Origin of the sequence: Streptomyces rectiviolaceus (genome assembly GCF_039533825.1) — a bacterium.
Taxonomy (GTDB): Bacteria; Actinomycetota; Actinomycetes; order Streptomycetales; family Streptomycetaceae; genus Streptomyces; species Streptomyces rectiviolaceus.
Genome location: NZ_BAAAUG010000016.1, coordinates 1 through 19,446 on the forward strand (window position 1 = coordinate 1; position 19,446 = coordinate 19,446).

15 protein-coding genes and 1 pseudogene are annotated in these 19,446 nt (G+C 70.0%); 5 read left to right on the forward strand and 11 right to left on the reverse strand.

Features of this window, described 5'->3' with window-relative positions; translation table 11 throughout:
- The 3 genes from ABD378_RS03475 to glgB all read left to right on the forward strand — a co-directional run.
- Positions 1-855, forward strand: an 855-nt coding sequence (locus tag ABD378_RS03475) for an alpha-glucosidase C-terminal domain-containing protein (RefSeq protein ID WP_344518827.1), incomplete at its 5' end; no start/stop codon positions are given.
- Between the two features lie 119 nt (positions 856-974).
- Complete coding sequence (locus ABD378_RS03480) at positions 975-2,396, forward strand: maltokinase N-terminal cap-like domain-containing protein (RefSeq protein WP_344518828.1); 1,422 nt, start codon at positions 975-977, stop codon at positions 2,394-2,396.
- 26 nt (positions 2,397-2,422) lie between these two features.
- Positions 2,423-4,753, forward strand: coding sequence for a 1,4-alpha-glucan branching enzyme (glgB, locus tag ABD378_RS03485; protein ID WP_344518829.1), 2,331 nt, complete (start codon positions 2,423-2,425; stop codon positions 4,751-4,753).
- Position 4,754: 1 nt separating this feature from the next.
- Here the strand turns inward: glgB and ABD378_RS03490 are convergent, their stop codons facing one another.
- From ABD378_RS03490 to ABD378_RS03515, 6 genes are all read right to left on the reverse strand, one after another.
- Positions 4,755-6,995, reverse strand: coding sequence for a HelD family protein (locus ABD378_RS03490; RefSeq protein ID WP_344518830.1), 2,241 nt, complete (start codon positions 6,993-6,995; stop codon positions 4,755-4,757).
- 161 nt (positions 6,996-7,156) lie between these two features.
- Positions 7,157-7,495, reverse strand: a complete 339-nt coding sequence (trxA, locus tag ABD378_RS03495) for a thioredoxin (protein WP_344518865.1) — start codon at positions 7,493-7,495, stop codon at positions 7,157-7,159.
- Positions 7,496-7,519: 24 nt separating this feature from the next.
- Positions 7,520-7,912 (reverse strand): MerR family transcriptional regulator, encoded by a 393-nt coding sequence (locus ABD378_RS03500; protein ID WP_344518831.1) that lies wholly within the window; start codon positions 7,910-7,912, stop codon positions 7,520-7,522.
- A 48-nt stretch (positions 7,913-7,960) separates the two neighbouring features.
- A complete protein-coding gene (locus tag ABD378_RS03505) occupies positions 7,961-8,323 on the reverse strand; it encodes a VOC family protein (protein WP_344518832.1) in 363 nt (120 codons plus the stop codon).
- Positions 8,324-8,371: 48 nt separating this feature from the next.
- Entirely contained in the window at positions 8,372-9,283 is a 912-nt protein-coding gene (locus tag ABD378_RS03510; protein WP_344518833.1) for an NAD(P)-dependent oxidoreductase, read from the reverse strand.
- A gap of 101 nt (positions 9,284-9,384) precedes the next feature.
- Entirely contained in the window at positions 9,385-9,990 is a 606-nt protein-coding gene (locus ABD378_RS03515; protein ID WP_344518834.1) for a mycothiol-dependent nitroreductase Rv2466c family protein, read from the reverse strand.
- Positions 9,991-10,123: 133 nt separating this feature from the next.
- Between ABD378_RS03515 and ABD378_RS03520 the strand changes: the two are divergent.
- Positions 10,124-11,122: pseudogene (locus ABD378_RS03520) on the forward strand (glycoside hydrolase family 16 protein); the annotation flags it as partial.
- A gap of 54 nt (positions 11,123-11,176) precedes the next feature.
- Here the strand turns inward: ABD378_RS03520 and ABD378_RS03525 are convergent.
- The 4 genes from ABD378_RS03525 to ABD378_RS03540 all read right to left on the reverse strand — a co-directional run bounded on the left by ABD378_RS03525 (position 11,177) and on the right by ABD378_RS03540 (position 17,075).
- On the reverse strand, positions 11,177-12,079 hold the full coding sequence (locus ABD378_RS03525; RefSeq protein WP_344518835.1) for an SGNH/GDSL hydrolase family protein: 903 nt from the start codon (positions 12,077-12,079) through the stop codon (positions 11,177-11,179).
- A 187-nt stretch (positions 12,080-12,266) separates the two neighbouring features.
- Positions 12,267-12,755 carry an HIT family protein gene (locus tag ABD378_RS03530; RefSeq protein ID WP_344518836.1) on the reverse strand — a complete coding sequence of 163 codons (489 nt, stop codon included), beginning with the start codon at positions 12,753-12,755 and terminating at the stop codon, positions 12,267-12,269.
- Positions 12,752-12,979, reverse strand: coding sequence for a hypothetical protein (locus ABD378_RS03535; RefSeq protein ID WP_344518837.1), 228 nt, complete (start codon positions 12,977-12,979; stop codon positions 12,752-12,754). The genes ABD378_RS03530 and ABD378_RS03535 overlap by 4 nt, the downstream gene beginning before the upstream one ends.
- A 2,356-nt stretch (positions 12,980-15,335) precedes the next feature.
- On the reverse strand, positions 15,336-17,075 hold the full coding sequence (locus ABD378_RS03540) for an MFS transporter (protein ID WP_344518838.1): 1,740 nt from the start codon (positions 17,073-17,075) through the stop codon (positions 15,336-15,338).
- 145 nt (positions 17,076-17,220) lie between these two features.
- Here ABD378_RS03540 and ABD378_RS03545 point away from each other — a divergent pair, with 145 nt between their 5' ends.
- Positions 17,221-17,868: a TetR/AcrR family transcriptional regulator gene (locus tag ABD378_RS03545; protein WP_344518839.1), complete on the forward strand. Its 648-nt coding sequence runs from the start codon at positions 17,221-17,223 to the stop codon at positions 17,866-17,868.
- Here ABD378_RS03545 and ABD378_RS03550 read toward each other — a convergent pair.
- Positions 17,865-19,325 (reverse strand): cation:dicarboxylate symporter family transporter, encoded by a 1,461-nt coding sequence (locus tag ABD378_RS03550; protein WP_425583811.1) that lies wholly within the window; start codon positions 19,323-19,325, stop codon positions 17,865-17,867. The two genes, ABD378_RS03545 and ABD378_RS03550, sit on opposite strands and share 4 nt — an antisense overlap.
- Positions 19,326-19,446 lie beyond the last annotated feature (121 nt).

Genomic DNA, 19,446 nt, shown 5'->3' on the forward strand with positions numbered 1-19,446 from the left:
CACATGGCCTTCCACTTCCCCGTCATGCCCCGCATCTTCATGGCCGTACGCCGCGAATCGCGCTACCCCGTCTCCGAGATCCTCGCGAAGACCCCCGCCATCCCCTCCGGCTGCCAATGGGGCATCTTCCTGCGCAACCACGACGAGCTCACCCTCGAAATGGTCACCGACGAAGAACGCGACTACATGTACGCGGAATACGCCAAAGATCCGCGCATGCGCGCCAACATCGGCATCCGACGGCGCCTTGCCACCCTCCTGGACAACGACCGCAACCAGATCGAACTCTTCACCGCCCTGCTCCTCTCGCTGCCCGGATCCCCGATCCTCTACTACGGCGACGAGATCGGCATGGGCGACAACATCTGGCTCGGCGACCGCGACGCCGTACGCACCCCCATGCAGTGGACACCCGACCGCAACGCCGGCTTCTCCTCCTGCGACCCAGGACGCCTCTACCTCCCCACGATCATGGACCCCGTCTACGGCTACCAGGTCACCAACGTCGAAGCCTCCATGTCATCCCCCTCCTCCCTGCTCCACTGGACCCGCCGGATGATCGAGATCCGCAAACAGAACCCCGCCTTCGGACTCGGCTCCTACACGGAACTGCCGTCGTCGAACCCGGCGGTGATCGCGTTCCTGCGTGAGTACAAGGACGACCTGGTGCTGTGCGTGCACAACTTCTCCCGCTTCGCACAGCCCACGGAACTGGATCTGCAGACGTTCAACGGACGGCACCCGGTGGAGCTGATCGGCGGGGTGCGCTTCCCGGCCATCGGCGAGCTGCCCTATCTGCTGACTCTGGCCGGACATGGCTTCTACTGGTTCCGGCTGCGCAAGGACGCGGCGTAGGCTCCACCCCTGCTACTCCTGTGCGGGGCGGTTTCCACCGCCCCGCCCTGGGCACTCTCCCGCACAACCGGCACTCCCGCACTCTTCCCTTGTCCGCACCGCGGAAAGGACGCGACGCCATGTCGGAAGCCGTCACCCGCCCGGGCATCACCACGGACGCGCTGCTCGCCTCGCTCGATCCGCTGCTGCGGGCGTGGCTGCCACGGCAGCGCTGGTTCGCGGGCAAGGGCCGTCCCATCACCGACTTCGCCCTGGTCACGGCGACCGAACTGCTTCCACCGACCTCCGAGTTGGGGCTTCTCCACTTGATCGTCCGGGTCCGGCAGCCGCAGGTGCCGACCCAACTCGGCGGCGCGCCCGCGCCGCCCGCCGACTGCTACCAACTCCTCCTCGGCATACGCCGCGAGCTTCCGCCACGGCTCGCGCCCGCCCTGATCGGGCATGTGACGCGGGGGCCCCTCGCCGGGTTCACGGTCTACGAAGCGCTGCACGACGCCCGGATGTCCGGGTTCCTCCTCGAGGCGTTACGGGTCCAGGCGCGCATCGGCAAGCTCCGCTTCGAGCGAGACCCGCACAAGGACATCGGCGACGATCTCGCCCCGCGCATGCTCGCCGCCGAGCAGTCCAACTCCTCGCTCGTGTACGGCGATACGTTCATTCTGAAGCTGTTCCGCCGCATCGTGCCCGGAGTCAATCCGGACCTCGAACTGCCCCTGATGCTGGCCCGAGAGCACTGCGTCCAGGTTCCCGCCCCCGCCGCCTGGCTCCTGGGGGCCGGAGAGGACGCGGCGGACGACGTGAACGTCCTCGGCGTGCTCCAGCCCTATCTGAAGGGCACAGTGGACGGCTGGGAGCTGGCCCTGCAAGAGCTCGCCGCGGACCGGGACTTCAGCGACGAGGCGCGGGCGCTCGGCCGCGCGACGGCCGAGGTTCACCTTGCGCTCGCCCGCGCGCTGCCCACCGTCACGCTGGGCCGCGCCCAGATGGAGCTGATCGCCGGGGGCATGGCCGACCGCCTGGACACGGCCGCCAAGGCGGTGCCCGCCCTGCTGCCGTACGCCCCCGCCCTGCACACGACCTTCGAGGCGCTCGCCGACCTGGGCAGGGGCGAGGAGACCTGGACGGCCCAGCGCATCCACGGGGACCTGCACCTGGGGCAGTGCCTGCGCTCCCCCGCCGGGGAGTGGTCGCTCATCGACTTCGAGGGTGAGCCATCGCGTCCGCTGTCCGAGCGCAGGCTGCCGCAGCCGCCGGTGCGCGACGTGGCGGGCATGCTCCGTTCCTTCGACTACGCGGCCCGCTCGCACGAGCCGTGGGCGCCGGAGTGGGCGGGCGACTGCCGGGCCGCGTACTGCGCGGGGTACGAGGAGGTCTCCGGCCGCGATCCCCGTACGGACCCGGTTCTGCTGCGCGCCTACGAAACGGACAAGGCGGTCTACGAAGTCCTCTACGAGGCCCGCCACCGCCCCGACTGGCTCCCCGTCCCCCTCGCCGCGATCAAGCGCCTCTCCACGAACGGCCCCGCCACCGATCCCCACTGACCTGCCATCGCCGAGGAGGCTCCCCCGTGACCCCCCGCCCGCAGCCGCGCAAACCGTCCGACGAGGCCAGCAAGAAGGGCAAGCGGAAGCCGGAGCCCGCACGGCGGACCCCGGAGCCGCCCCGGCAGAAGCAGCGCAGGAGCGGCCGCTCCACGTCGCCCGTCCCGCAGGCCGACCGTGCCCGCCTCCTGGGCGGCACGCACCACGACCCGCACGGGGTGCTCGGCGCCCACGTCGTGCGCGAGGGCATCGCCTTCCGCGCGCTGCGGCCGTACGCCCGCTCCGTCACCGTCGTCGCCAAGGATCTGCGGGCCGAACTGCAGGACGACGGGGAGGGGTTCTTCTCCGCGGTACTTCCGCTGCGCGAGGTCCCCGAGGACTACCGGCTCCACATCACGTACGAGGACGCCGAACTGGAGATACACGACGCGTACCGCTTCCTGCCCGCGCTCGGCGAGTTCGACCTGCATCTGATCGGCGAGGGCCGGCACGAGCAGCTGTGGCACGCGCTCGGCTCGCACCCGATGGTGCACGAGGGGGCGACAGGGACGCGGTTCACGGTGTGGGCGCCCAATGCCCTGGGCGTGCGCGTGGTCGGGAGCTTCAACTTCTGGGACGGCACCGGATTCCCGCTGCGCTCGCTCGGCGGCACAGGCGTCTGGGAGCTGTTCGTTCCCTCGGTCGGCGAGGGCGAGCTCTACAAGTATGAGATCACCCGGCCCGACGGCTCCAAGACGCTGCGCGCCGACCCGCTCGCCCGCCGCACGGAGACCCCGCCCGCGAACTCATCCGTCGTGCACGAGTCGCACCACGAATGGCATGACGAGGAGTGGCTCACGCGCCGGGCGGAGCTGCCCGTCCACCAGTCACCGTTCTCCGTGTACGAGGTGCATCTGGCGTCCTGGCGACCGGGCCTGACGTATCGCCAGCTGGCCGAGCAACTCCCCGCCTACATAGCTGACTTGGGGTTCACCCACGTCGAGCTGATGCCGGTCGCCGAGCACCCCTTCGGCGGATCCTGGGGCTATCAGGTCACCGGCTTCTACGCGCCGACGGCCCGCCTCGGCACACCGGACGACTTCAAGTACCTCGTCGACGCGCTGCACAGGGCGGGCATCGGCGTCCTGATGGACTGGGTGCCCGCGCACTTCCCGCGCGACGACTGGGCGCTCGCGGAGTTCGACGGACGGACGCTGTACGAGCACGAGGACCCGAACCGGGCCGCGCACCCCGACTGGGGCACCCTGGAGTTCGACTACGGCCGCAAGGAGGTCCGCAACTTCCTTGTCGCCAACGCCACTTACTGGTGCGAGGAGTTCCACATCGACGGCCTGCGCGTCGACGCCGTCGCCTCGATGCTGTACCTGGACTACTCGCGCGAGGACGGCGAATGGTCCCCGAACGTGCACGGGGGCCGCGAGAACCTCGACGCCGTCGCCTTCCTCCAGGAGATGAACGCCACCGTCTACCGCCGCGCCCCCGGCGTCGTCACGATCGCCGAGGAGTCCACGGCCTGGGACGGCGTGACCCGCGCGACGCACCACGAGGGCCCCGGCGGCTTCGGCGGGCTCGGCTTCGGCCTGAAGTGGAACATGGGGTGGATGCACGACTCGCTCGACTACGTGTCGAAGGAGCCCGTGCACCGCAAGTTCCACCACAACGAGATGACGTTCTCGATGGTGTACGCCTACAGCGAGAACTACGTCCTGCCGATCTCGCACGACGAGGTCGTGCACGGCAAGCGGTCCCTGGTGTCGAAGATGCCCGGCGACTGGTGGCAGCAGCGCGCCAACCACCGCGCCTACCTGGGCTTCATGTGGGCCCACCCCGGCAAGCAACTCCTCTTCATGGGGCAGGAGTTCGCGCAGGGCGCCGAGTGGGCGGAAGGGCACGGCCCGGACTGGTGGCTGCTCGACCCCGCGTACGGGGCCGAGGCCGAGCACCGGGGCGTACGCGACCTCGTACGCGACCTGAACACCGTCTACCGCCGCGAGCCGTCGCTCTGGCAGCGCGACACGGACCCCGGCGGATTCGCCTGGGTCGAGGGCGACGCGGCCGAGGACAACGTCTTCGCGTTCCTGCGGTACGGGGACGCGGACGGCAAGGACACCGACGGCGCACCGCTCCTTGCGATCTCGCACTTCTCGCCGGTGGTGCGGCACGAGTACCGCCTGGGCGTCCCCGGCGACTTCACCGCCTGGCGCGAGGTCCTGAACACGGACGCGGCGCGCTACGGCGGCGGCGACGTCACCAACCCGGACCCGGTCAAGACCGAGCCGGTGGCGTCGCACGGCCGCCCCGCGTCCCTGCGCCTCACCCTGCCGCCGCTGGCTACGGTGTGGCTGCGACCTGTGTGAATCAGCCGAACCGCTTGAGCGCCACCGGCAGCTCCTCGGCGTGCAGAATGCCGAGGCGCTGCGTGGCCCGCGTCAGGGCCACATACAGGTCGCTCGTGCCGCAGCGGCCCGGCTCCACCACCAGGACCGTGTCGAACTCCAGGCCCTTCGCCTGACGCGGGTCGATCAGAACGACCGGCCGCGTCAGGTCCGGGGCCTCCCCGGCCGTCACCCCGGGGAGCTTTCCGGCGAGCTCCTCATGCAGCTCGCGAGGGGCGATCACCGCGAGGCGGCCCTCGTCCCGTGCCTCGTCCGCCACCGCGTCGGCCACGGCCGCGGCGAGGTCGTCGGCGCGGCGCGCCCACGGGAGCACCCCCGTCGACCGCACCGAACTCGGCGGCCGGAAATCGGGGTACTCGACACGGGGCACCTCGGCGGCCACGTCCATGATCTCCACCGGCGTGCGGTAGTTGACGCCGAGCCGTGTGTACTCCCAGCGGTCCTCGACGTACGGCGACAGGATCGTCTCCCAGGAGCCGCAGCCGCCGGCCTCCGCGGTCTGCGCGGGGTCGCCGACCAGCGTCATCGAGCGGGTCGGACAGCGCCGCATCAGCAACCGCCAGGCCATGGCGGAGAGTTCCTGCGCCTCGTCGACGATGATGTGCCCGAACGCCCACGTCCGGTCCGCCGCCGCGCGCTCGGCGGCGCTGCGGTGGTCGGCCTCCTCCTGGCGCTCGGCCATCCGCTCGGCGTCGATGATGTCGTGCGCGAGCAGGACCTCGGAGTCCTCATCGTCCTTGTCCTCGAATTCGTACGTACGGGACGCGTACGAGACGTCGAGCACACCCTGGGCGTAAGCGATCTGCTTCGCCCTCTCGGCCTCCGCCATCGCCCGCGCCGCGCTGTCGTCGCTGCCGAGCAGCTCGGCGGCCTCGTCGAGCAGCGGGACATCGGCGGCCGTCCACTCGGCACTGCGCGGGCGCCGCACGACCTGGGCGTCCTCCTCCGACAGATGCGGCGTCGGCTCCTCCAGGAAGTCCGCGAGGAAGCCCTCCGGGGTGAGCTGCGGCCACAACTCATCGATGGCGGCGTGCACTTCGGGGCTCGCGGCGATCGCCTTGCCGAGCTGGGCGATGTCGTCGGGGCCGAGGAAGTTGGGGCCACCGTACGGGTCGGCGCCGAGCCGTTCGGCGAGCTGCTCGGTGAGCATGTCGATGACGCGGAAGGCGAAGTGCGGCCGGCCGAGGTTGTGCGGGACGTCCGCGTCACGGGCCGCCTCGCGTGCCTCCTCGGCGATCGTCCAGTCCAGGACGAGGTCGCCGTCGTCGTGCTCGATGACCAACGGGGCGCCGGGTTCCGGGGTCCGCTGCCGGTCGCGCACGGCGGCGGCGAGCACGTCCGTCATCTCCGCGCGGCCCTTCACCTCGGTGGCTTCGGGGGTTTCGGTGCCGGTGGCGCGCACGCCGGGGAACAGCTCGCCGACCGTCGAGAGCAGGACGCCCGTCTCGCCGAGCGCGGGCAGGACCTCGCTGATGTAGCCGAGGAAGGCGGGGTTCGGGCCGACGATCAGGACCGCGCGCTTGGCGAGCAGCCGGCGGTGGGCGTAGAGGAGGAACGCGGCGCGGTGCAGCGCCACGACCGTCTTGCCGGTGCCGGGGCCGCCCTCGACGACGAGGACGCCGTGGTGCGGGGCGCGGATGATGCGGTCCTGCTCGGCCTGGATGGTCTGCACGATGTCGTGCATGCGCCCGGTGCGGGCCGAGTCGAGCGCGGCGAGCAGCACCTCGTCGGCGTCCGCGCCCTCGTGCCCGGTGCGGGTGGTGTCGCCGAGATCGAGGATCTCGTCGTGCAGGGCCGTGACGTCGCGGCCCTCCGTGGTGATGTGCCTGCGCCGGCGGAGCCCCATCGGCGTATGCCCGGTCGCGAGATAGAAGGGGCGCGCGACTTCGGCACGCCAATCGATCACGAGTGGGGTGCGTTCGATGTCGGACGCGCGGATTCCGATGCGCCCGATGTGGTGATCACGGCCGTCGCGGAATTCGAGCCTCCCGAAGCAGAGCCCGTTCTCTCCCGCATTGAAGGCGGCCAGCAGTCCGGACCGCTCGGCCACCAGGACGTCACGCTCAAGCCTGGCCTGCAGACCAGTCCCGACCTGCGTCAACGACACCCGCACGGCGGCTTCCGCCTCCTCGCGCAGCGCGTCGAGGCGCGCGTACAGCCCGGAGACGAATTGCTGCTCTTCCCGCAATTCCTCGGTTGACAATTCAGCCCCTCGCCAGTTACAGTGCTCTTATACAGATTCTCGCGATTCCGGTCTGCCCAAATGGGCAAGGGATCGTGAAAGGATCCAATATACGCCAGGAAAAGCCCCGGACGTCAATTCGTCCGGGGCTTTTCTCTTTCTGCGTACGTGTGCCGCGTAGGTCAGAGCACCTCGGCCTCGGCAAGCTCGGCGAGGAGCTTGCGCTTGGGCCGGGCGCCCACCATGGACTTCACCGGCTCACCGCCCCGGAACACCAGGAGCGACGGCACGGAGAGAATCCCGTACGCGAGCGCCGTCTCCGGGTTGTGGTCCACGTCCAGCTGCACGATCTTCAGCCGCTCCGCCTCCTCGCGCGAGATCTCACTGAGCACCGGCGCGAGCTGCCTGCACGGCCCGCACCACTCCGCGCCGAACTCCACGAGCACGGGCAGATCCGCCTTGAGCACCTCCCCCTCGAAGTCCGCGTCCGTCACCTCGGCCACACCGTCCGCCTTGACCATTCCCATGCTTACGTTCCCTCTCCCTCAGCCCGTCAGCTCGCACTGCGGGTCCGGACCCCCCGAAACCACCGCCTCGGCACGCAACAGCTGCGCGCCCACCTGTTCGCGCACCGCGGTCAACTCACTTATCACCGCGTCGAGTTCACCGAGCTTGCGGCGGTACACGTCGAGTGAGGCGGGGCAGGAGTCGCCCGCCGGATGCCCCGAGCGCAGACACTCCACGAACGGCCGCGTCTCCTCCAGATCGAACCCGAAGTCCTGAAGGGTCCTGATCTGCTCCAGGAGACGTACGTCGTCCTCGTCGTAGGTGCGGTAGCCGTTGCTCCCGCGACGGGCGGGCAGCAGCCCCCGTGACTCGTAGTACCGAAGCGTCCGCGTGGTGGTGCCGGCCCGCTCCGCAAGTTCGCCGATGCGCATGTCTACGACGGTAATCCTTGACGCAGGCGTCAAGGCCAGCGTGGCTCGTCAGCGGGATTTCGGCGGCTGGTGCAGGCCGAAGGTCGAACCCTGGTCGTCCTTGCACAGCCGGAACCGGCCGAAGGCGGCGTCCGACTCCTCGCTCTCGCCGCCGATGGGCGCCTCGACCGTGCCGCCCAGCTTGATGACGTTGGCCAGGGCCGTGTCCATGTCGTCGACCTGGAAGAACAGATAGGGCGCGGCCCCCGCGTCGCCGCCGTGCATGCCGCCGGACACACCCGGCGTCCCGATCACATACCCCTGCCCGGACGGCCCTGGCTCGAAGGACCAGCCGAGCAGCTCGCCGTAGAAGGCCCGCCCCCGCTCCGGGTCCTCGACACCGATCTCGAAGAAGCTCGGTTCACCAGTCATCTCACGGCTCCTGCTCTGTGACGGCGGTCACTTTCACCGTACGCCGCTTCACCGCACCCCGCGTACGGCCTCGATGGTGGCCGTCCATCCGTCCGCGCCGTGCCCCTTGGCGATGGCCCGGTCCAGGACGGCCTTGATGCCGCTCAGCGCGCCCACGTCGAGGCCCCGGTGCGCGGAGGCATGGATGATGTGATCGACATTGACGGCCTCCGTGGCGAGTGGGGCCTCCTCGCCCGGATACTCGCCGGAGTCGACCTCGACCGCCGTCGACTCGATGGCCGGCGGGAAGATGGAGAGCAGGGCGCTCAGGTAGGGGGCCAGCTCCGATCCCTTCACGCCGTCCGCCCCGGCCAGCGCGAACGCGTGCACAAGGCCGGACATGCTGGTCCAGAAGAAGTCCAGCAGGGCGTTGTCGTAGACGGCGGCGAGACCGTGATCCTCACCGAGGTACACGGTGTTGCCGCCGAGCACCTTGAGCGTTCCCTCATGCCGCTCGTAAACGGCCCTCGGACCGCTGTGGAAGAGCAGCGCGTCCGCGGTGCCGATCACCGTCACCGGCACCAGGATGGCGCCGTCCAGGTACGCGATCCCCTGCTCGGCGGCCCAGGCGGCGGCCTCGCGTGAGCGCTCCGGGGTGTCCGAGGTGAGGTTGACCAGGACGCGGCCCGCCAGGTCCGCGGCGATCGGGCCGAGCACGGCCCGCGAGACCTCATAGTCGTAGAGGCAGACGACGACCACGTCCGAGGCGCGGACCGCCTCGGCGGCGGTGGCCGTGCGCACAGCGCCTCGGGCCACCAGGCCGTCGCCCTTGCCCGGCGTGCGATTCCAGACGGTGGTGGGATGACCGGCCTTGAGGAAGGCACCGGCGAGGGCCCGTCCCATGGCGCCGAGGCCGAGGACGGTTACGGGTGTCTTGTGCTTGTGGTTCGTCTGCTTCCGGTTCGTCATCTGGTTCGTCATGACGACCATGCTTGGCGAGCGCCCCGCTCCTCACAAGTACCGACTAATTAGTCAGGTACATACGAAAAGGTAAGCGTGCAAGGGGAGTTGGGGGGCCGCCATCAACCGAAGTCGAGTTCGCCGTACGCCCGCTTCAGCTCGCAGAACTCCTGGACACCCGCCATCAGCACCACCCCGTCCCACAGCCGCCCCGCCGCCTCCCCCTTCGGCGCGGGCGAGACGACCGGCCCGAAGACGGCTCCCGCTCCCTGAACGGAGAGCACCGGCGTCCCCACCTCGGGGCCGACCAGCGCGACGCCCTGTTCGTGCGAGGCCCGCACGGCGTCGTCGTACTCCTCCGTCCAGGCCACCGCCGCCAGCTCCGTGGGCAGTCCGGCGTCGGCCAACGCGCGCTCGGCGCCGTCCCATTCACCCCGCTCGTGCAGCCGCACCCCGAGCACGTCGAGGTACGCGCCCAGCGCCTCGCTCCCGTACCGCCCGGCCACGGCCGCGCAGACCCGGCCCGGACCCCGCATGTAGTCACCCCACTGCCCCTCGGGGTCCTCGGGGTCGACATCGAGGCCTTCGTTCAGCACCGAGAGGCTCATCACCCGCCACCGCACGGTGACGTCCCGCACCCGCTCGACCTCGCGGATCCACCGGGAGGTGAGCCAGGTGTACGGGCAGACGGGGTCGAACCAGAAGTCGACGTTCTGCGGCGCGCTCATCCAACTACCGTACGTGTTCGGGAAGTTGACGCGCCGAGGCCATTGACGCCCGGCGTGTCTGCAACTACAAAACCCGGAGAGCGTTCTGAGAGCGCTCTCACCGGTACGCACACTCCCCCCACGGAGGTGTTCCATGAGCACCACTCACCCCACGCGCAGTACTCGCGCTACTCACACCACTCGCGCCACTCGCATCAGCCGCTTCACCAAGTCCCCCCGCACCGGCCCCGTCCTGGCCGGACTGGCCGCCGTCGGCCTGCTCGGCGCCCTGATGACGCCCGGCACAGCGCGCGGCGACGTCCCGCCACCGGCGCCCGGCTGGTCGCTGGAGTGGAGCGACGACTTCAACGGCGCCGCGGGCTCACCGCCATCCGCTGACAACTGGCAGACCGACCTCGGCCACAACTACCCTGGAGGGCCAGCGAATTGGGGAACAGGTGAGATCCAGTCGTACACGGACTCCCCCGAGAACCTCGCCCTCGACGGAGACGGCAGCCTGCGGATCACCCCGCGCAGAGACGGCGCGGGGAACTGGACCTCGGCGCGCATCGAGACGAAGCGCTCCGACTTCAAGGCCCCGGAGGGCGGCACACTCGCCATCGAGGGCCGCATCCAGATGCCGAACGCCACCGGGGAGAGCGCACTCGGCTACTGGCCCGCGTTCTGGGCACTCGGCGCGCCCTACCGCGGCAACTACCAGAACTGGCCGTCGATAGGCGAGTTCGACGTGATGGAGAACGTGAACGGCATCAACTCGGTGTGGGGCGTGCTGCACTGCGGCGTGAACCCGGGAGGAGACTGCAACGAGACGCAGGGCCTGGGCGCAAGCCGGGCGTGTCCCGGGGCCAGTTGCCAGTCGGCGTTCCACACGTACCGCTTCGAATGGGACCGCTCGACGACCCCGAACCAGCTGCGCTGGTACGTGGACGGAGAGCAGTTCCACAGCCTCTCCCAGGACCGCTTCTCCGCCGCCACATGGTCCAACATGACGGACCACGCGGGCTACTTCATCCTGCTGAACGTCGCGATGGGCGGCGCCTTCCCCGACGGCGTCGCGGGCAGGGCGACTCCGGTGGCGCAGACGGAGCCGGGGAAGGCGATGGCGGTGGACTACGTGGCGGTGTGGACGAAGCGGCCCTAGGCCCTGACCGGCTCACGGCCCCAGGGCCTGACCGGCTCAGGTCAGTCAGCCCAGCTTCAGCACACCGATGGCCTGATCGGCCATCCCCTTCTCACCGAGGGCGTTCGGGTGCACCGGGACGAAGTTGGTGCCGAACAGCACGGGCTCGATCCAGCGGGTGCCCAGCGGCTTGCAGGCGTCGTGCCCCTCCGAGGCGGCGGCCATGTCGACGAACGTCGCACCCGTCTCGGAGGCCGCGCGCTGCACGGCCTTGTTCAAATGGGCCTGCAGGTCGCGCAGGTAGGGGACATCCCCGGTGGCGATCGGCATCTTGGCGAAGCAGGTGGGGTCGGCCTCGGCCGGGACGATCCACGGGTAGCCGAGGATGCCGACGCGGGCGTGCGGGGCCTTGGCCTTGACCGCTCGCAGGGCGGTCTTCAGCGCCGGGTACGTACTGGCGTCGATCTCCTTGGTGAACTTGTCCCCGTTGGCGTCCTTGCAGGGGCTGCCCTTGCCGCCGGAGAGCACGCCGGCGGAGCCGCAGGCGACGATCGCGCCGATGAAGGTGTTGTTGTCGTTGCCGCCGATCGTCAGCGTCACGACGTCGGTGTCGGCGTCGACGGCGTCGAGCTGCGGGGCGACGCCGGGGTACTGCGACCCGGCGAAGTCCTTGGTCTGGGCTCCGCCGCAGGTCACGTCGGTGAGCCGGGCGCCGGTGCGCTTGGCCATGACGTGCGGGTAGTTGGCCGTCGAGCGCGCGCAGAGGAGGGGCGCGGTCGGGTCGAGCGGGAGGACGCCGGATCCGGCGCTGAAGCTGTCGCCGAGGGCGACGTAGTCGAGCGGGTCGCCGCCGGTCGCCTGGGCGGGAGCGGCCAGGCCGAGGGTGGCGGTGCCTGCGGCGGCGAGAGCGGCGGCCAGGCGCAGGGAGCGGGTGCGAATTCGGGTGCGAGTGCGGGTGCGGATCGCCATCTGGAGTCTCCTTTGAATCCGATGGGGAGGTCAGTCCCGGGGAGGAGTGAGCAAGCCGCAGGCGCCAACAGCCGTGCTGTGCAAGGGATTTGGGCAGGCTTCAGCGGCTTTTGGCGGGTCTCGGTGGTGCAACGCTGAAGTTACTGGCAGGTTTGAATAACAGTCAACAGTTTGCGCACGCGCCCACCTAGATGGCGGAACCCTCATCAAGCACACGGCGCATCAATCCGCAGAATTCCTCCACGGCGCGCGGCTCCAACTCCGCGCCCTCGGCGAACATCGCCGCCTGGAGGGCGGGCCCGTACACGTAGCCGCCGTGGCGGTCGATATCGGATGTACGAGCGGGCTGCACGACAAAGTGGACATGCCCGGGCACGCGCCCGGCGTGCGACCAGAGGCAGACGTAGACCTGCTCGCACTCGTCACCGACTGCCGCGCGCAGGGCGCCGCTCACGCGGCCGAGCAAGGGCCCTAGCTCGGCGCCCTCGCCCGCATTCATCTCGTGTACGCCGGTGATGTGCCGCAGCGGCTTGACGATGAGGGTGCCGACGCCGAGGGGGCCGATGCAGTGCTCGACGGTCCAGTGCGCGGTGCGCAGGAGCGTGCCGCCGGGCAGCGGGCGGGTGCCGTCGGCGAGCCCGCAGGCGACGCAGCCTCCGCTGTCCCCCGCTGTCACTTGTCCGCTCGGTACAACCGGAGTTCACTGTTCACGAAGAGGTGGACGTACCCGCACTGCCAGCAGATGAGTCCGGTCGCCGACTCGTTCGCCCACGCCAGGTTCATGAACTCCATGCCGGAGCTGTTGAGCTTGACCTCCCGGTCACGGAACAGATCCCCCCTGCAGACCTGGCAGTTGATCCACATCTCACCAATGGCAGCACGCTTCGGCTTGGACGCCATCCGCTCTCCCCTTCCCCGTTTCCCGTGGTCATCGACGAGGCGGGTCATGCGACGCCGATGACCTTGAGGCTAACCGCCGGGACCTGCGAGCCCCACACTGCCCACCGCCCTGGCCAACGGGAACTCGATAGCGCCGACCCGACGACCCGAAAGGCCTGTACGGCAGAAACACCTGGCCGATCACCCCCGCACTGAACACGACAAGGGACCCGCCCCCGCCAGTCCGGGCAAGGGGCCAGGGGCCAGGTCAACCGGGGCTCGGTGACGGTGGGTTGGCGGGCCTGCGCTGTGAGCGCCCCGCCCGGGGAGCTTCGTCGCACCGGCGGCTGAATCGGTTACCGGAGCCGCCCGGTTGTCCCGAGGTTGGCGGTTCCGGGCCGGGAGTCAAGGGCGCCCTTCGGGCGTCGGCTACGCCGATTCCGCTTCGCTCCACCCTTGACACCCGCCCCTCCACCACGCGAGGGAAGACGACCGGACGGCCCGAGGGGCGAGACTCTCGACCACTGCCGTGGGGCCATTCCGCTTTCCTGCCGGGTGCGGACTGATTCGTCGGGGGTGGCCGCCAGGTGGCAGGGGTGCGCGGTCGCTCCGGGGAGGTGCACCGGTCTCGTCAAGCGGCTACCGACCGGTTCGTCGCAGGGCACCGTCACGGGCCGGGGCGCGCGATGCGGTCCGGGGATGGGCGCCGGTCTCGTCAAGCGACTGCCGACCGGATCTTCCAGGGTGACCGCCCGGGGATGGGGCGCGCGGCTGCTCCGGGGAGGGGAGCCGGTCTCGTCAAGCGGCTGGCGACCGGCCCATTGTGCGTGGTCGGCAGGATGAGCGTGTCCCGTCATGCAGCGGCAGCGGGAGTAGGGAGCGGGAACGCTGGGGTGTTTCGTCGGCCAGTGCCGGGGCGTGTGGGGGGATGCGGTGTGAGGAGATGGGCGGATGGTGGTGTTGGAGTCGGCAGGAGGAGGGCTTGGGGACTGGAGCGCCCCTGCCCGGCTGGTGGCTGGGGTGCGTCGGACTCCGAGGGGGGCTGGGGGGTCCGGCACCTAATTCCGAGAAGGCGCATTGCGAAACACGCGCGCCCCCCTTCTGCCAGAACACAACTTTGCCAAAGTAGGTGCCCCGCGAGCCCGGATGCAGAAAAGTCTCACCAACACCGCCCCCCACGCCTGGCATCGTGCGACTCTCTTGCAATTCCGCTCTACGAGCCACCGGCGAACCGCCCCCCGCCCGGCCGCGAACGGCAGACGCCTCCCGTCGACATGGACTGCCGATACCGGCGCTCACACGCCCTGCCCGGGCGGCCAACCGGAAGAACCAACCAGTCGGCAGCCGCTTGATGAAACCTCCGCCCAGCAGCAGGCGTTGGCGCACGGCCGGCCCCGTGACGCCCACCCCGAAAGACCCGGCCGGTAGCCGCATGACGAGACCCGCACCCCTCCCCGGAGCAGCCGCGCACCCCATCCCCGGACGGCCACCCCCGACGAACCGGTCGGCAGTCGCTTGACGAGACCGGCGCCCATCCCCGGACCGCATCGCGCACGCCCTGCCCCCCGGGTCCACCTCGACGAACTAGTCCGCACCCGGCAGTCAGACCCGACAACCCCACGGCAGTGGTCGAGAGTCCCGCCCCTTGGGCCGTCCGGTCGTCTTCCCTCGCGCGGTGGAGGGACGGGTGTCAAGGGTGAAGCGAAGCGCAATCGGCGCAGCCGACGCGTAGCGCAGCGGAGCGCCCTTTACACCCGGCCCGGAACCGCCAACCTCAGGACAACCGGGCGGCCCCGGCACCAACACCACCGCCGGAGCAGCAAAGCCCCGCCCCGGCGCCAAGACCCCTGACGGTCACCCCGGAAGGCCCGATCGGCAGCCGCTTGACGAGACCGGCACCCACCCCCGGAGCAGCCGCGCGCCCCATCCCAGGGCGGTCACCCTGGATGATCCGGTCGGCAGTCGCTTGACGAGACCGGTGCCCCTCCCCGGAGCGACCGCGCACCCTGCTGCCTGGCGGCCACCCCCGACGAACCAGTCCGCACCCGGCAAGAATGCCGAACGACCCCACGGCAGTGGTCGAGAGTCCCGCCCCTCGGGCCGTCCGGTCGTCTTCCCTCGCGTGGTGGAGGGACGGGTGTCAAGGGTGGAGCGAAGCGGAATCGGCGTAGCCGACGCGACGCAGGAGCGCCCTTGACTCCCGGCCCGGAACCGCCAACCTCGGGACAACCGGGCGGCCCCGGTAACCGATTCAGCCGCCGGAGCAGCAAAGCCCCCAGCTCGGGGCGCTCACAGCGCAGGCCCGCCACCCCACCGTCACCGAGCCGAGGACGTCCCCGCCGCGTGGCGCTCGCCTCACCCTCCGCGAACTCCCGTATCAGCGGCCCCCATCCACGTACTCAGACTCACGCTCAGCTCCACCCTCAGCCCGATCCCCGTCGGCCCCGTCAGTCCCGCCAGCCCGAACCCCCTCACTGATCGCCCCCGAAGCAGCCTTGCGCGCCCCCGCCCGGGGCAGCAGCGCGGCAACCGCCACGGTCCCCACCCCCAGGATCACCGCACCGACGAGGCTGGTGTGGGCCACCGCGTCGGAGAACGCCGAGCGCACCGCGTCCGCCATCTGGTGCGCGCCCCCGGCGAGTTCCTGCGCCTGGGCCTTCAGCTGTGCCGCCTCCTGGGGCGAGGACGCCCCCGCCGCCTTCTCCGAGAGCGCTCGCGCCTGCTCGGCGATGCCCTGCGCCACCCCGTTGCCCGCGCCCACCGAGTCCTGAGCCGTGTCGAGCGCGGAGGCGGGAAGCTTGCTGCCCGATGTCTCTTCGGCCAGCTTCGACGAGTACGAATTCGCGAGGACCGAGCCGAGTACCGCGATCCCCAGCGAACCGCCCAGCTCCAGCGAGGTGTCGTTCACCGCGCCGCCCACGCCGAGTTCCGACTCGGGGAACGCGCCCATGATGACGTCCGTGCACGGCGAGACCGCGAAGCCGAGCGACAGGCCGAGGATGATCAGCGGTGCCACGAAGTCCGCGTACGTGGAGCCCGCCTCGATCTGGGTGAGGAGGGCCAGCGCGACCGTGCCGCCGACCATGCCCGCCACCACCATGATCTTGCCGCCGATGCGCGGCGCGAGTATCCCGGTGACCGCCGAGCCCACGAACACCGCGCCGGCAAGCGGCAGCATGCGGATGCCGGTCTCCAGCGGGTCGTAGTCGAGTACGAACTGGAGGTGCTGGGTCAGGTAGTAGAAGGCGCCGAACACCGCGAGGAAGAAGAGCGCCACTGCCAGGTTCGAGCCCGCGAAACCGCGCTGCGTGAACTTGCGTACGTCGAGGACCGGGCGCGGGTGCTTCAGCTCCCAGATGATGAATGCGATCAGGCCTATGCCCGCCACCACCGCCGCGGAGACAGCGCGCACGCCCCATCCGAAGTGCGGGCCGTCGATGATCATGAAGATCAGGGAGCCCACCCAGACGACCGAGAGCAGGCCGCCCACGTAGTCGATCCGGCCGTGCTGTGCCGCCTTGGAAGGCGGTACGAGGACGAACGCGCCCACGATCGCGAGCACCGCCACCGGGATGTTGATCAGGAACGTCGAGTGCCAGCCGTTGTCGCGAAGGAGCGCGCCCGCGATCAGCGGGCCCGCCGCGATCGCGATGCCGGACGTGGCCGCCCAGATGGTGATCGCCTTGGCCCGCTCCGCGCGCGGGAAGGTCGCCGCGAGCAGCGAAAGCGTCGCGGGCATGATCAGCGCCGCGCCCACGCCCATCACCGCGCGGACCACGATGACCGCCGTCGAGCTGTCCACCATCGCGCCCGCCCCTGCGCCGACGGACATGATCACCAGGCCGAGCACCAGCGCGCCGCGGCGGCTGTACTTGTCGCCGATCGCGCCGAGCAGCAGCATCAGAGCGGCGTACGGGACGGTGTAGGCGTCGATGACCCACTGCAGGTCGGAGCTGGACAGACCGAGGTCCATGGTCATGTCGGGCGCGGCCACCGTGAGCGCGGTGTTCGCCATCACGGCGATCAGCAGACTCAGGCAGAGCACGCCGAGGGCCCACCAGCGGCGGGCGTACGGACGGTCCATCCGTTCGACCGGTTCCTTGATCAGCAGAGGCATCTCGATTCCACCCATCCCATCTTGCGCAAATCCGTGCAACTACACAGCGTTGTGCAACTACACACTGCTGTGCAAGATAACGATGTTGCACAGTCGTGTGCAAGTCGGGTGAACGGAGGCGCCCGCGAGTGGGCAGAATGGGGCCATGAACCCCCGCCCAGCGAGCAGCGTCAGAGCCGACGCCAACCGCCGCCGCATCCTCGACGTCGCCGTCGCCGAGCTGCTGCGCGACCCCGACGCGTCCATGGACCAGATCGCGCGCGCCGCGGGCGTGGTGCGCCGGACGGTGTACGGACACTTCCCCAGCCGTGACGCGCTGATCGAGGCGATCGTGGAGCGGGCCGTCGCGGCGGTGGAGAGCGCGCACGCGGCGGGCCGCGAAGGCATCGACGACCCCGCGGAGGCGGTGGCCAGTTCCCTGCTCGCCGTATGGGACGTCGCCGACCGCTACCGCCTGCTGCTGTCCCTCGCCCAGCGGAGCGTGACGATGAGCGGCATCCGGGAAAGGCTCGGCCACGTCCATGAGTCCGGCATGGAGATGTTCCGTCGCGGCCTGGAGGACGGCACGTTCGTGTCGCCGCTGCCGACGCGGGCGCTCGGGTACGTACTCGAAGGGATCCTGTTCGCCGTGATGGAGGCCGTCAACGACGGCGTCGTACCAGCGGAAAAGGCGGGCAGGTCCACCGCGATCACGTTTCTGACCGCGGCGGGCCTGCCCGCCTCACAGGCCACCGAGCTGGTGACCAGGGTCGCCGACCGAAGGGTGGCAACCCGAGCGACCACCGACGGCTAAGCCGTCAGGGACTTCTTCTCGACGCTCTTCTCGACGCTCACCGGCTGCGACGGAACGGCGTCCGCCGCGTCCGGGTCCACGTCCTCACGCTCGGGACCGCCGTCGTCCTCACGCTCGGAACCGCCGTCGTCGAGCAGCGTCTTCTCGTCGAACGGGAGCTTCCCGGCGAGCACGAGCCCGACCCGCTCCCGGTCGACCTCCTTGGTCCACGTGCCGATCAGGAGCGTCGCCACCGCGTTGCCCGCGAAGTTCGTCAGGGCACGGGCCTCGCTCATGAAGCGGTCGACGCCGATGATCAGGCCGACGCCGTCCACCAGGCCCGGCTTGTGCGACTGCAGGCCACTGGCCAGGACCGCGATGCCGGACCCCGAGACGCCCGCAGCGCCCTTGGACGCGATCATCATGAACAGGAGCAGCGAGATCTGCTCGCCGATGCCGAGCGGCTGGTCCATCGCCTCGGCGATGAAGAGCGACGACATGGTCAGGTAGATCATCGTGCCGTCGAGGTTGAAGGAGTAGCCCGTCGGGACGGTGATGCCGACGACCGGGCGGCTGACGCCCAGGTGCTCCATCTTCGCGATGAGCCGCGGAAGGGCGGACTCGGACGAGGAGGTGGACAGGATCAGCAGGAACTCGCGGCCCAGGTACTTCAGGAGCTTGAAGAGGTTGACGCCGGTCACCAGGCGCAGCAGCGTGCCGAGCACGATCAGGATGAACAGCGCACAGGTGACGTAGAACCCGATCATGATGGTGGCAAGCGCCTTCAGGGCGTCCGTGCCGGTTTCGCCGACCACCGCCGCCATCGCGCCGAACGCGCCGACCGGGGCGGCCCACATGATCATGCCGAGCACGCGGAAGACCAGCCGCTGGATGTGCCCGATGCCGCGCAGGATCGGCTCCCCGGAGCGGCCCATGGCCTGCAGCGCGAAGCCCACGAGCAGCGCGACGAGCAGCGTCTGCAGCACCTCGCCCTGGGTGAAGGCGGAGACGAGCGTCTTCGGGATGATGCCGAGCGCGAAGTCGACGAGGCCCTTGCTCGCCTCTTCGGCCGCGTCGTGACCCGCGCCCTTCTCGGAGTCGGAGATGTCCATGCCCGAGCCCGGGTGCAGGATGTTGCCGACCAGCAGGCCGATGGCGAGCGCGACGACCGACATCGCGACGAAGTAGCCGAGCGCGAGACCGCCGACCTTGCCGACCTTGGCGGCCTTGCGGACGGATCCGACGCCCAGAACGATCGTGCAGAAGATGATGGGCGAGATCATCATCTTGATCAGGTTCACGAAGCCGGTTCCGACCGGCTTGAGCTCCTTGGCGAAGTCCGGGAAGAGCAGGCCGACACCGATACCGAGGACGACGGCGATGATGACGGCGATGTACAGATAGTGGGTTCGGTCCCGTTTGGCAGCGGGCGCCGGTGCCACCTGGCTGTCGGTGGTGTCGGTGGTGTCGGCCACGATGGGCCCTCCTTGAACGACTACGTCGGCGTTTTCGGCCAGTGCGTGCGGCTCACGTCCTGGGTTCGGCCCGTGCGTGCGGCTCACGTCCTGGGCAGGCGAATCCCGGTGACTATCTCTCGCC